12 protein-coding genes are annotated in these 12,540 nt (G+C 70.5%); all 12 read left to right on the forward strand.

Annotated elements, in window-relative coordinates; genetic code table 11:
- The first annotated feature begins 1 nt into the window (after position 1).
- Complete coding sequence (locus IE172_RS04250) at positions 2 to 1,432, forward strand: UDP-N-acetylmuramoyl-tripeptide--D-alanyl-D-alanine ligase (protein WP_190095677.1); 1,431 nt, start codon at positions 2 to 4, stop codon at positions 1,430 to 1,432.
- Positions 1,429 to 2,502: a phospho-N-acetylmuramoyl-pentapeptide-transferase gene (gene mraY / locus IE172_RS04255; protein ID WP_190095678.1), complete on the forward strand. Its 1,074-nt coding sequence runs from the start codon at positions 1,429 to 1,431 to the stop codon at positions 2,500 to 2,502. The genes IE172_RS04250 and mraY overlap by 4 nt, the downstream gene beginning before the upstream one ends.
- Positions 2,484 to 3,902 (forward strand): UDP-N-acetylmuramoyl-L-alanine--D-glutamate ligase, encoded by a 1,419-nt coding sequence (gene murD, locus IE172_RS04260; protein ID WP_190095679.1) that lies wholly within the window; start codon positions 2,484 to 2,486, stop codon positions 3,900 to 3,902. Before mraY ends, murD begins: the two co-directional genes overlap by 19 nt.
- Positions 3,903 to 3,989: 87 nt before the next feature.
- On the forward strand, positions 3,990 to 5,342 hold the full coding sequence (ftsW, locus tag IE172_RS04265; RefSeq protein ID WP_190095680.1) for a putative lipid II flippase FtsW: 1,353 nt from the start codon (positions 3,990 to 3,992) through the stop codon (positions 5,340 to 5,342).
- Positions 5,343 to 5,348: 6 nt separating this feature from the next.
- On the forward strand, positions 5,349 to 6,443 hold the full coding sequence (gene murG, locus IE172_RS04270; RefSeq protein ID WP_190095681.1) for an undecaprenyldiphospho-muramoylpentapeptide beta-N-acetylglucosaminyltransferase: 1,095 nt from the start codon (positions 5,349 to 5,351) through the stop codon (positions 6,441 to 6,443).
- Positions 6,444 to 6,469: 26 nt separating this feature from the next.
- The gene (locus IE172_RS04275) at positions 6,470 to 7,264 is read left to right on the forward strand and encodes a cell division protein FtsQ/DivIB (protein WP_190095682.1); all 795 of its coding nucleotides are present in this window, start codon (positions 6,470 to 6,472) and stop codon (positions 7,262 to 7,264) included.
- A gap of 279 nt (positions 7,265 to 7,543) precedes the next feature.
- On the forward strand, positions 7,544 to 8,737 hold the full coding sequence (ftsZ, locus tag IE172_RS04280) for a cell division protein FtsZ (protein WP_190095683.1): 1,194 nt from the start codon (positions 7,544 to 7,546) through the stop codon (positions 8,735 to 8,737).
- A complete protein-coding gene (gene pgeF / locus IE172_RS04285; protein WP_190095684.1) occupies positions 8,734 to 9,462 on the forward strand; it encodes a peptidoglycan editing factor PgeF in 729 nt (242 codons plus the stop codon). The genes ftsZ and pgeF overlap by 4 nt, the downstream gene beginning before the upstream one ends.
- Positions 9,463 to 9,468: 6 nt before the next feature.
- On the forward strand, positions 9,469 to 10,188 hold the full coding sequence (locus IE172_RS04290; RefSeq protein WP_190095685.1) for a YggS family pyridoxal phosphate-dependent enzyme: 720 nt from the start codon (positions 9,469 to 9,471) through the stop codon (positions 10,186 to 10,188).
- A gap of 129 nt (positions 10,189 to 10,317) precedes the next feature.
- Positions 10,318 to 10,959 (forward strand): cell division protein SepF, encoded by a 642-nt coding sequence (locus IE172_RS04295; protein ID WP_190095686.1) that lies wholly within the window; start codon positions 10,318 to 10,320, stop codon positions 10,957 to 10,959.
- A gap of 49 nt (positions 10,960 to 11,008) precedes the next feature.
- Positions 11,009 to 11,299, forward strand: a complete 291-nt coding sequence (locus IE172_RS04300) for a YggT family protein (RefSeq protein ID WP_004932337.1) — start codon at positions 11,009 to 11,011, stop codon at positions 11,297 to 11,299.
- Between the two features lie 52 nt (positions 11,300 to 11,351).
- On the forward strand, positions 11,352 to 12,521 hold the full coding sequence (locus IE172_RS04305) for a DivIVA domain-containing protein (protein ID WP_190095687.1): 1,170 nt from the start codon (positions 11,352 to 11,354) through the stop codon (positions 12,519 to 12,521).
- The last annotated feature ends 19 nt before the right edge of the window (positions 12,522 to 12,540 follow it).

Below are 12,540 nucleotides of genomic sequence, written 5' to 3' on the forward strand. Positions count from 1 at the left end.
TGTGATCGCCCTCTCCCTCGCCGAGATCGCAGAAGTCGTCGGCGGGCAGACGCACGACATACCGGACCCGTCCGTCCAGGTCACCGGGCCGGTGGTCCGGGACTCGCGGGAGGCGGGTCCGGGCAGCCTGTTCGTCGCCTTCGTCGGCGAGCGCGTCGACGGACACGACTACGCGGCCGCGGTCGTCGAGGCGGGTGCCGCCGCCGTGCTGGCCTCCCGGCCCGTCGGCGTGCCCGCGATCGTCGTCGAGGACGTCCAGGCGGCCCTCGGCGCCCTCGCCCGGCACGTCGTCGGCCGGCTCGGCGCCACCCTCGTCGCGCTCACCGGCTCGGCCGGCAAGACCAGCACCAAGGACCTCATCGCGCAGGTGCTCGGCAGCAGCGCGCCGACCGTCTTCACCCCCGGCTCCCTCAACAACGAGATCGGGCTGCCGCTCACCGCGCTCACCGCCACCGAGGAGACGAAGTTCCTCGTGCTGGAGATGGGAGCGCGCGGAATCGGCCACATCCGCTACCTCACCGGTCTGACGCCCCCGAAGGTCGGCCTGGTGCTGAACGTCGGCTCCGCCCACATCGGCGAGTTCGGCGGCCGGCAGCAGATCGCCCAGGCCAAGGGCGAGTTGGTGGAGTCCCTGCCGCCGGCCGGGGAAGGGGGCGCCGCGATCCTCAACGCGGACGACCCCCTCGTACGGGCCATGGCCTCCCGTACGAAGGCGAAGGTGATCCTTTTCGGAGAGTCCGGCGAAGCGGACGTTCGGGCCGAGAACGTGCGACTCACGGACAGCGGACAGCCTTCCTTCAGGCTTCACACACCCTCCGGTGCATCCGATGTGACCATGCGCCTGTACGGTGAGCATCACGTGTCGAACGCGCTCGCCGCGGCCGCCGTCGCCCACGAGTTGGGCATGTCCGCTGACGAGATCGCCCGCGCGCTCTCCGAGGCGGGCTCCCTCTCCCGCTGGCGGATGGAGGTCACCGAGCGCCCGGACGGCGTGACGGTCGTCAACGACGCCTACAACGCGAACCCCGAGTCCATGAAGGCCGCGCTGCGCGCGCTGGCCGCAATGGGCGAAGCCTCACGGGCGAAGGGGGGTCGGACGTGGGCGGTGCTCGGCAAGATGGCCGAGCTCGGGGACGAGGCGCTCGCCGAGCACGACGCGGTCGGACGGCTCGCCGTCCGGCTCAACGTCAGCAAGCTCGTCGCGGTCGGGGGCAGGGAAGCCGCCTGGCTGCAACTGGGCGCATATAACGAGGGTTCGTGGGGTGAGGAGTCGGTGCACGTGTCCGACGCACAGGCGGCGGTCGACCTGTTGCGCAGCCAATTGCGCCCGGGGGATGTCGTACTCGTGAAGGCGTCCCGTTCGGTCGGGCTCGAGAGCGTGGCGCAGGCGCTGCTCGAGACCGGTGCCGAGGGTGAGGTCTCGGCCCGATGATGAATCAGATCCTGTTCGCAGGAGTCATTGGTCTCTTCCTCACCCTGATCGGCACCCCGCTGCTGATCAAACTGCTCGCCCGCAAGGGGTACGGGCAGTACATCCGCGACGACGGCCCGCGCGAGCACGCCAGCAAGCGCGGTACGCCGACGATGGGCGGTATCGCCTTCATCCTGGCGACGCTCGCCGCCTACTTCCTGTCCAAGGTGATCACCGGCAAACCCCCGACCTTCTCGGGACTGCTGGTGCTCGGCCTCATGGTCGGCATGGGCATGGTCGGCTTCCTGGACGACTACATCAAGATCGTCAAGCGGCGTTCGCTGGGTCTGCGGGCCAAGGCGAAGATGGCCGGCCAGCTGATCGTCGGCATCGCCTTCGCGGTGCTCTCCCTGCAGTTCGCGGACTCCCGCGGGCAGACCCCGGCGTCCACGAAGCTGTCGTTCATCACCGACTTCGGCTGGACCATCGGCCCGGTGCTGTTCGTCGTCTGGGCGCTGTTCATGATCCTCGCCATGTCCAACGGCGTGAACCTGACCGACGGTCTGGACGGCCTGGCGACCGGCGCCTCCGTCCTGGTCTTCGGCGCCTACACCTTCATCGGTGTCTGGCAGTTCCAGGAGTCCTGCGCCAACGGCGACACGCTGACCAACCCGGGTGCCTGCTACGAGGTGCGCGATCCGCTGGACCTCGCGGTCGTCGCCTCCGCGCTGATGGGTTCCTGCCTCGGCTTCCTGTGGTGGAACACCTCCCCGGCCAAGATCTTCATGGGCGACACCGGTTCGCTGGCGCTCGGCGGCGTGCTCGCGGGACTCGCGATCTGCTCCCGCACCGAGCTGCTGCTGGCCATCCTCGGCGGCCTGTTCGTCCTCATCACCATGTCGGTGGTCATCCAGGTCGGCTCGTTCCGGCTCACCGGTAAGCGGGTCTTCCGGATGGCGCCACTCCAGCATCACTTCGAACTCAAGGGCTGGTCCGAAGTCCTTGTGGTGGTCCGCTTCTGGATCATCCAGGGCATCTGTGTGATCGTCGGACTCGGCCTCTTCTACGCGGGATGGGCAGCGGACAAGTGACCGACTGGCAGGGGAAGAACGTCACCGTCGCCGGCCTCGGCGTCTCCGGAGTCCCGGCGGCCAGGGTGCTGCACGGGCTCGGCGCGAAGGTCACCGTCGTCAACGACGGGGACGACGCGCGCGCCCGGGAGCAGGCCGCCGGACTGGAGGCGCTCGGCGTCACCGTGCGCCTCGGCGACGGAGACACCCTGCCCGACGGCACCGAGCTGATCGTCACGGCCCCGGGGTGGAGGCCGGACAAGCCGCTCTTCGCGGCGGCGGAGGCGGCCGGGGTGCCGGTGTGGGGCGACGTCGAACTCGCCTGGCGGCTCAGGAGGCCCGGCGCGGCCCCCTGGCTCGCGGTCACCGGCACCAACGGCAAGACCACCACCGTCCAGATGCTCGCCTCCATCCTCCGGGCGGCGGGACTGCGCACCGAGGCCGTCGGCAACATCGGCGTCTCCCTCCTCGACGCGGTGCTCGGCGAGGAGGAGTACGACGTGCTCGCCGTGGAGCTCTCCAGCTACCAGCTGCACTGGGCGCCCTCGCTGCGCGCCCACTCCGCGGCCGTCCTGAACCTGGCCCCGGACCACCTCGACTGGCACGGCTCCATGGAGGCGTACGCCGCCGACAAGGGCCGGATCTACGAGGGCAACCGCGTCGCCTGCGTCTACAACGTGGCCGACAAGGCCACCGAGGACCTGGTCCGCGAGGCCGACGTCGAGGAGGGCTGCCGCGCGGTCGGCTTCACCCTGGGCACGCCGGGGCCCTCCCAACTCGGCGTCGTGGAGGGCATCCTGGTCGACCGCGCCTTCGTCGAGGACCGGCACAGGAACGCGCAGGAACTCGCCGAGGTCTCCGACGTCAGGCCCGCCGCGCCGCACAACATCGCCAACGCCCTCGCGGCCGCCGCCCTCGCGCGGGCCTACGGCGTGCCCGCGAGCGCCGTACGGGACGGCCTGCGGGCCTTCACCCCGGACGCGCACCGCATCGCGCACGTCGCCGACCTGGACGGCGTCGCCTGGGTCGACGACTCCAAGGCCACCAACACCCACGCCGCCGCCGCCTCGTTGGCGGCCTACGAGTCGATCGTGTGGATCGCCGGCGGCCTCGCCAAGGGCGCCACCTTCGACGAACTGGTGGCGGACTCGGCGAAGCGGCTGCGCGGCGCCGTACTGATCGGCAGGGACCGCGCGCTGATCCGCGAAGCCCTGGCGCGACACGCCCCTGAAGTACCCGTGGTCGACCTCGGGCGGACCGACACTGGGGCGATGCTCCAGGCTGTCCAGGAGGCGCGACGGCTCGCACGGCCCGGCGACACGGTACTGCTGGCCCCCGCCTGCGCCTCGATGGACATGTTCGCCAACTACAACAAGCGCGGTGAAGCGTTCGCACAGGCGGTGCGCGAGCTCGGCGCCTGACCCCCGGCCCGCCTGGCGCCGGGCGACCTTGGGAGGGACGCGTGGGACCGTCCAAAGCCGCATGTCCGGCGTACGGGGGAGGCCGTGATGCCCAGTAGCCGTACCGGCCGGCCGCCGGTGCCGCGGGCCGCGCGCCGGCCCGTCGCGCCCGGGCCCCCGCGGGAGAACCCCGTGCGCACCCTGGTCGTCCGGGCGCGCAAGGCCTGGGACCGGCCGCTGACCGCCTACTACCTGATCCTGGGCGGCAGTCTGCTCATCACCGTGCTCGGCCTGGTGATGGTCTACTCGGCCTCCCAGATCACCGCGCTGCAGATGTCGCTGCCGGGCTCCTACTTCTTCCGCAAGCAGCTGCTGGCCGCGGGCATCGGCGCGGTCCTGTTGCTCGCCGCCTCCCGGATGCCCGTGAAGCTGCACCGGGCGCTGGCCTACCCGATCCTCGCGGGCGCCGTCGTGCTGATGGCCCTGGTGCAGGTGCCGGGGATAGGGGTCGCGGTCAACGGCAACCAGAACTGGATCGCCCTCGGCGGCTCCTTCCAGCTCCAGCCCAGCGAGTTCGGCAAGCTCGCGCTGGTGCTGTGGGGCGCCGACCTGCTGGCCCGCAAGCACGACAAGCGGCTGCTGACCCAGTGGAAGCACATGCTGGTGCCGCTGGTCCCGGCCGCGTTCATGCTGCTCGGGCTGATCATGCTCGGCGGCGACATGGGCACGGCCATCATCCTGACGGCGATCCTCTTCGGCCTGCTGTGGCTGGCGGGGGCGCCGACCCGGCTGTTCGTCGGCGTGCTGTCGGTGGCCGCGCTGCTCGGCGCGATCCTCATCCGCACCAGCCCCAACCGCATGGCCCGGCTGGCCTGCCTCGGCGCCACCGAGCCCCAGGCGGGCCCGGTCGACTGCTGGCAGGCCGTGCACGGCATCTACGCCCTCGCCTCCGGCGGCATCTTCGGCTCCGGACTCGGTGCGAGCGTGGAGAAATGGGGCCAACTGCCCGAAGCCCACACGGACTTCATCTTCGCCATCACAGGTGAGGAACTGGGCCTGGCGGGGACACTGTCGGTGCTCGCCCTGTTCGCGGCTCTAGGCTATGCGGGTATCCGCGTGGCCGGACGCACGGAGGACCCCTTCGTGAGGTATGCCGCGGGAGGCGTGACCACCTGGATCACGGCCCAGGCCGTGATCAACATCGGTGCGGTGCTCGGCCTGCTGCCGATCGCCGGTGTCCCGCTCCCGCTGTTCTCCTACGGAGGGTCCGCCCTGCTGCCGACCATGTTCGCCATCGGGCTGCTGATCGCCTTCGCGCGTGAGGACCCCGCTGCGCGGATGGCGCTTGCGATGCGGCAACCCCGCTTTGGTAAAAAGCGGGTAAGGGGCTCTCAGGGGTCCCGCAGATGGAACACGATGCGACGGCGCGCCCCGGTGGCGCGTCCGTCCGGAGAGCGGTGAATTTCGGTGCATGTCGTACTCGCCGGCGGAGGAACCGCGGGCCATATCGAGCCCGCGCTCGCCCTCGCGGATGCCCTGCGCAGGCATGATCCGGCCGTGGGCATCACGGCCCTGGGCACGGAACGCGGCCTCGAGACCCGTCTCGTACCCGAGCGCGGGTACGAACTGGCGCTGATTCCCGCCGTACCGCTGCCACGCAAGCCGACCCCCGAGCTGATCACCGTCCCGGGGAGGCTGCGCGGCACCATCAAGGCGACCGAGCAGATCCTGGAGCGCACCAAGGCGGACGCCGTGGTCGGCTTCGGCGGCTACGTCGCCCTGCCCGGCTACCTCGCGGCCAAGCGGCTCGGTGTGCCGATCGTCGTCCACGAGGCCAACGCCCGCCCGGGCCTCGCCAACAAGATCGGCTCGCGCTACGCCGCCCAGGTCGCCGTCTCCACGCCGGACAGCAAGCTGCGCGACTCCCGCTACATCGGCATCCCGCTGCGCCGCTCCGTGGCCACCCTGGACCGTGCCGCGATGCGCCCGGAGGCACGCGCCGCGTTCGGCCTCGACCCCAACCTGCCGACGCTGCTGGTCTCCGGCGGTTCGCAGGGCGCCCGCCGGCTCAACGAGGTCGTGCAGCAGGTCGCTCCGTGGCTCCAGCAGGCCGGGATCCAGATCCTGCACGCGGTCGGCCCGAAGAACGAACTGCCGCAGGTGCAGCAGATGCCGGGTATGCCGCCCTACATCCCGGTAAGTTACCTGGACCGGATGGACCTCGCGTACGCCGCCGCGGACATGATGCTCTGCCGCGCGGGCGCGATGACCGTCGCCGAGCTCTCCGCCGTCGGACTCCCGGCCGCCTACGTCCCGCTGCCCATCGGCAACGGCGAACAGCGGCTCAACGCCCAGCCGGTGGTCAAGGCCGGCGGCGGACTGCTGGTGGACGACGCGGAACTGACGCCCGAGTGGGTCCAGCAGAACGTGCTGCCGGTGCTCGCCGACCCGCACCGGCTGTACGAGATGTCCCGCGCCGCCGCCGAGTTCGGCCGCCGGGACGCCGACGACCTGCTCGTCGGCATGGTGTACGAGGCGATCGCCGCCCGTGCCCACCGCTAGAGGCGCATGACGGAAGGGCAGGGAGCGTGGCCGGATCGACCACCGCGGAGCGCGGTGAACGCAAGCGGGAGTCGTCCGGCCCGCCGCCCGTCCGGCGGTTCCACCGTCGGCGTCTTCGTCGGATCATCGCATCGGCAATTGCCCTGGTGTTCCTCGGCAGCGGCGCGTTCTGGCTGCTGTACGGGTCCGATCTGGTGCGCGTGGAGCGCGTCTCGGTGTCGGGAACCCGTGTCCTGACGGCCGCCCAGGTGCGCGAGGCCGCCGACGTCCCGCTCGGGGAACAGCTGATCTCCGTAGACACCGGGGCGATCGAGGCCCGGATCGCCAAGGCATTGCCCCGAATCGACACGATTGACGTGGTCCGTACCTGGCCGCACGAAATCACGTTGAAAGTGACGGAACGCACCCCGGTTCTTCTCGTCCACAAAGAAGGAAAGTTCATCGAAGTGGACGACGAAGGTGTCCGGTTCGCCACGGTTTCCAAGGCCGTCAAAGGTGTACCCGAGCTGAAATGGGAAACCCCGGGAAGGGGTTCGGCCTCGGCGAGCCTGCGCCGGTTCGGCGAGGACCGGCTGGTGCGGGCGGCGGTGCGGGTGGCCGGCGCCCTTCCGGACCCCGTGGCGGGGGCCACCCGGAGCGTCAAGGTCCGTTCCTACGACGACATCTCGCTGGAGCTGGCGGACGGCCGCACGGTCGACTGGGGGAGCAGTGAGAAGGGAGCCGAGAAGGGCCGTACTCTCGGCGCGCTGATGAAAGCCGAGCCCCGCGCGCGGCACTTCGACGTCAGTGTTCCCACGGCTCCGGCGTCATCGGGGAGTTGACGGGTATCCGTGCAGGCCAGCACCCTGGTTGGGCAGCGCTACGGCTGATCACATAGGGTGAAAAGAAAAACGGGAGGTTCGGCGTGTTCGTTGAACGTGCGCCGCTTGTCGACTTAGTGTCCTGTTCAGAAGACTCCAGGGAACAGACACACTGGTAACCCTAAACTTCAACGTTAGGGTTCGGGTCGGCGCTACGGACCGTCCCATTCGGCATCAGTCGTCGGATCGCGGCGCTTCCGCGAGAAGACGACACGTAACTCGAGGCGAGAGGCCTTCGACGTGGCAGCACCGCAGAACTACCTCGCAGTCATCAAAGTCATCGGTGTCGGCGGCGGTGGTGTCAATGCCATCAACCGGATGATCGAGGTCGGTCTCAAGGGCGTCGAGTTCATCGCCATCAACACCGACGCGCAGGCGCTGTTGATGAGCGACGCCGACGTCAAGCTCGACGTCGGCCGCGAACTCACCCGCGGACTCGGCGCCGGAGCCAACCCGGCCGTCGGCCGCAAGGCCGCCGAGGACCACCGCGAGGAGATCGAGGAGGTCCTCAAGGGGGCCGACATGGTCTTCGTGACGGCCGGCGAGGGCGGCGGCACCGGCACCGGCGGCGCGCCCGTCGTGGCCAACATCGCCCGCTCGCTCGGCGCCCTCACCATCGGTGTGGTCACGCGCCCGTTCACCTTCGAGGGACGGCGCCGCGCCAACCAGGCCGAGGACGGCATCGCGGAGCTCCGCGAAGAGGTCGACACCCTCATCGTGATCCCGAACGACCGGCTGCTGTCCATCTCCGACCGCCAGGTGTCGGTCCTCGACGCCTTCAAGTCGGCGGACCAGGTGCTGCTCTCCGGTGTGCAGGGCATCACCGACCTCATCACCACCCCCGGTCTGATCAACCTCGACTTCGCCGACGTCAAGTCGGTCATGTCCGAGGCCGGTTCGGCGCTCATGGGCATCGGCTCGGCCCGCGGCGACGACCGTGCGGTGGCGGCGGCCGAGATGGCCATCTCCTCGCCGCTGCTGGAAGCCTCCATCGACGGCGCCCGCGGCGTGCTGCTGTCCATCTCCGGCGGCTCGGACCTCGGTCTGTTCGAGATCAACGAGGCCGCCCAGCTGGTCAGCGAGGCCGCCCACCCCGAGGCCAACATCATCTTCGGCGCCGTGATCGACGACGCCCTCGGCGACGAGGTCCGGGTCACCGTGATCGCCGCCGGCTTCGACGGCGGCCAGCCGCCCGCCAAGCGGGACAACGTGCTCGGTTCGTCCTCGGCCAAGCGCGAGGAGCCGGCCCCGGCCCGCCAGCCGGAGAGCCGCCCCTCCTTCGGCTCGCTCGGCAGTGTCACGCCGAAGGAGGACCCGGAGCCGGTCGCCCCGGAGCCGCTGGCCGACCTCCCGCCCGTCCAGCCCCCGGTGCCGCCGTCGCGGACCTACGACAGCGCGGCCGAGGAACTGGACGTACCGGACTTCCTGAAGTGATAGGACCGCGCGAGAGCGTGAGCGGCGCGCACTTCGCCTTCACCGACCGGTGGGGCGGGGTGAGCGCCGCTCCGTATGAGGCACTCAACCTGGGCGGAGCGGTCGGCGACGACCCCGGGGCCGTGGGCGTCAACCGTGAACTGGCCGCCAAGTCGCTCGGCGTGGAAGCGGCCCGTGTGGTCTGGATGAACCAGGTGCACGGGGCCGACGCCGTCGTCGTCCACGAACCGTGGGGCGACCGCCCGGTCCCGGAGACCGACGCGATCGTCACCGCGCGGCGCGGACTCGTCCTCGCGGTGCTCACCGCCGACTGCGTGCCGGTGCTGCTCGCCGATCCCGTCGCCGGGGTCGTCGCGGCGGCCCACGCGGGCCGGCCCGGCATGACCGCCGGGATCGTGCCCGCGGCCGTGCGGGCCATGACCGGACTCGGCGCCGACCCCGCGAGGATCGTCGCCCGCACCGGACCCGCCGTCTGCGGACGGTGCTACGAGGTGCCCGAGGAGATGCGCGCCGAGGTGGCCGGGGCCGAACCGGCGGCCCACGCCACGACGAGCTGGGGCACCCCGGCGGTCGACGTGGCCGCCGGGGTGCACGCCCAGCTCGAACGGCTGGGCGTGCGCGACCGGGAGCGGTCGCCGGTGTGCACGCTGGAGTCGGCGGATCACTTCTCGTACCGCCGCGACCGCACCACCGGGCGGCTCGCGGGCTATGTGTGGCTGGATTGATGGGACATGACGGACCGTAAGCGCGAACTCGCCACGAACCTGGCGAAAGTGGAGGAGCGGATCGCCGCCGCGTGCGCCGCCGCCGGACGCGCGCGCGAGGAGGTGACCCTCGTCGTGGTCACCAAGACCTACCCGGCCGGTGATGTGCGCATGCTGGCGGAACTCGGTGTGCGGCATGTCGCCGAGAACCGCGACCAGGACGCCGCGCCCAAGGCGGCCGCGTGCGCGGATCTGCCGCTCACCTGGCACTTCGTGGGACAACTTCAGACGAACAAGGTGCGCTCGGTGGTCGGTTATGCCGACTTCGTGCACTCCGTCGACCGGTCCCGGCTGGTGACGTCCCTCTCCAAGGAGGCCGTGCGGGCCGGCCGCGAGATCGGCTGCCTGATCCAGGTGGCGCTCGACGCCGGGGCGAGCGGCCGGGGCGAGCGCGGGGGCGTGGCGCCCGCCGGGATCGCGGAGTTGGCCGGTCTGGTCGCCGGGGCCGAAGGGCTGCGGCCGGCCGGGCTGATGACCGTCGCCCCCCTCACCGGGGAGTACGCCGGACGTGAACAGGCGGCTTTCGAGCGGTTGATGGATTTGTCGACGGACCTGCGCAGGGACCATCCGGCTGCGAACATGGTCTCGGCAGGGATGAGCGCGGACCTCGAACAGGCCGTGGCCGCCGGAGCGACACATGTGCGCGTCGGCAGTGCGGTACTCGGAGTCCGCCCCGGGCTCGGGTAACGTCGCCAAGAAGTCGGACCACAGCAGAAAATATGGTCAGTTCCGCCGAACAGCGGACGTAAAGACCTTGTGGATCGCGGGCACTTGGCGGTCGTCAGCGGATCCACCACAGAGCGGAGGACTCGGAGCATGGCCGGCGCGATGCGCAAGATGGCGGTCTACCTCGGCCTCGTGGAGGACGATGGGTACGACGGCCGCGGATTCGACCCTGACGACGACTTTGAACCCGAACTCGACCCGGAGCCCGAGCGGGACCACCGGCGGCACGAGCCGTCGCACCAGCCCCACGGCTCACATCAGTCCCAAAGGGACGAAGAGGTACGAGTCGTGCACCCCCCCGCGCCGCGCGAGCCGGTCGCCCGTGCCGCCGCGCTTCCCGCGGAGTCGCCACGCCCGGCACGGATCGCGCCCGTGGCATCCATCACACAAGAACGCGCAAGCCTGGAGAAGAACGCACCGGTGATCATGCCCAAGGTCGTGTCGGAACGAGAGCCTTACCGGATCACCACACTTCACCCCCGGACCTACAACGAGGCCCGTACCATCGGGGAACACTTCCGTGAAGGCACACCGGTGATCATGAATCTCACTGAGATGGATGACACAGATGCGAAGCGACTTGTCGACTTTGCGGCCGGTTTGGTGTTTGGTCTTCACGGCAGCATTGAGCGGGTGACGCAGAAGGTGTTCCTGCTGTCTCCTGCTAACGTCGATGTCACGGCGGAGGACAAGGCCCGCATCGCAGAGGGCGGGTTCTTCAACCAGAGCTGAGACGCAGGACCGGATCGAGCAGTGCACAGGGGAGAGGGAAAAGCAGGCCATGAGCGTGTTCGCGCAGGTGATCTACATCGCGCTGATGGTGTTCCTCATCGTGCTCATCTTCCGGTTGGTCATGGACTACGTGTTCCAGTTCGCCCGCTCGTGGCAACCCGGCAAGGCGATGGTGGTCGTCCTGGAGGCCACCTACACTGTCACCGATCCACCGCTGAAGCTTCTGCGGCGGTTCATCCCGCCGCTGCGTCTCGGGGGCGTGGCGCTCGACCTGTCCTTCTTCGTACTGATGATCATCGTCTACATCCTGATCTCGATCGTGGGCAATCTCGCGAGGTGACTGTGGACGATACGGTCTTGCCGACTGCCGATGACTACGTTGAGGTGAAGAGATGCCGTTGACCCCCGAGGACGTGCGGAACAAGCAGTTCACGACCGTCCGCCTCCGAGAAGGCTATGACGAGGACGAGGTCGATGCCTTCCTCGACGAGGTCGAAGCCGAACTGACGCGCCTGCTCCGCGAGAACGAGGACCTGCGCGCCAAGCTGGCCGCTGCCACGCGTGCCGCGGCGCAGAACCAGCAGAACATGCGCAAGCCTCCCGAGCCGCAGGACCAGCAGCAGCAACAGGGGCCGCCTCCGGGCATGCCCCAGCAGGGCATGCGAGGTCCCGGCGCTCCGGTGCCCGCCGGCATATCGGGCCCGCCGCAGCAGCAGATGGGTGGCCCCATGGGTGGCCCGCCCCAGCTGCCGAGCGGTGCTCCCCAACTGCCCGCCGGCCCCGGCGGACAGGGCGGCCCGCAGGGTCCCGGCCCCATGGGCCAGGGCCCCGGCCCGATGGGTCAGGGTCCCGGGCCGATGGGCCAGGGCGGCCCGATGCAGGGGCAGATGGGCCACGGCGGCCCGATGGGCGGTCCCCCCATGGGCGGCCCCGGTCTTCCCGGTCAGGGCGGCCCCGGCGGCGACAGCGCCGCACGGGTGCTGTCGCTGGCCCAGCAGACGGCCGACCAGGCGATCGCGGAGGCCCGTTCCGAGGCCAACAAGATCGTGGGCGAGGCGCGTTCGCGTGCCGAGGGTCTCGAGCGCGACGCCCGTGCCAAGGCCGACGCCCTGGAGCGGGACGCGCAGGAGAAGCACCGCGTCGCGATGGGCTCCCTGGAGTCCGCCCGCGCCACGCTGGAGCGCAAGGTCGAGGACCTGCGCGGCTTCGAGCGCGAGTACCGCACGCGGCTGAAGTCCTACCTGGAGTCGCAACTGCGTCAGCTGGAGACCCAGGCGGACGACTCGCTCGCCCCGCCGCGCCAGCCCGCGAGCGCCGCTCCGTCGCTCCCGCCGTCCCCGGCGCCGTCGATGGCTCCGGCCGGTGCCGGTGCGCCGTCCTACGGCAACCAGGGCATGGGCGGTGGCCCCGGCGGTCCGGCCGGCCCGTCCTACGGCGGCCAGCAGCAGATGCAGCCGGCCATGACGCAGCCCATGGCGCCGGTCCGCCCGCAGGGCCCCGGTCCGATGGGTCAGGCGCCCTCGCCGATGCGCGGCTTCCTGATCGACGAGGACGACAACTGACGGCCCCATGGCCATGAGT

The organism is Streptomyces griseoflavus, from assembly GCF_014649995.1.
In the GTDB taxonomy this organism is placed as follows: domain Bacteria; phylum Actinomycetota; class Actinomycetes; order Streptomycetales; family Streptomycetaceae; genus Streptomyces; species Streptomyces griseoflavus.

Coding starts and splice junctions, on each gene's coding strand:
- IE172_RS04295 (WP_190095686.1), top strand. CDS start 10,318: ATGGCCGGCGCGATGCGCAAGATGGCGGTCTACCTCGGCCTCGTGGAG.
- murD (WP_190095679.1), top strand. CDS start 2,484: ATGGGCAGCGGACAAGTGACCGACTGGCAGGGGAAGAACGTCACCGTC.
- IE172_RS04300 (WP_004932337.1), top strand. CDS start 11,009: ATGAGCGTGTTCGCGCAGGTGATCTACATCGCGCTGATGGTGTTCCTC.
- ftsW (WP_190095680.1), top strand. CDS start 3,990: ATGCCCAGTAGCCGTACCGGCCGGCCGCCGGTGCCGCGGGCCGCGCGC.
- IE172_RS04290 (WP_190095685.1), top strand. CDS start 9,469: ATGACGGACCGTAAGCGCGAACTCGCCACGAACCTGGCGAAAGTGGAG.
- IE172_RS04305 (WP_190095687.1), top strand. CDS start 11,352: ATGCCGTTGACCCCCGAGGACGTGCGGAACAAGCAGTTCACGACCGTC.
- mraY (WP_190095678.1), top strand. CDS start 1,429: ATGATGAATCAGATCCTGTTCGCAGGAGTCATTGGTCTCTTCCTCACC.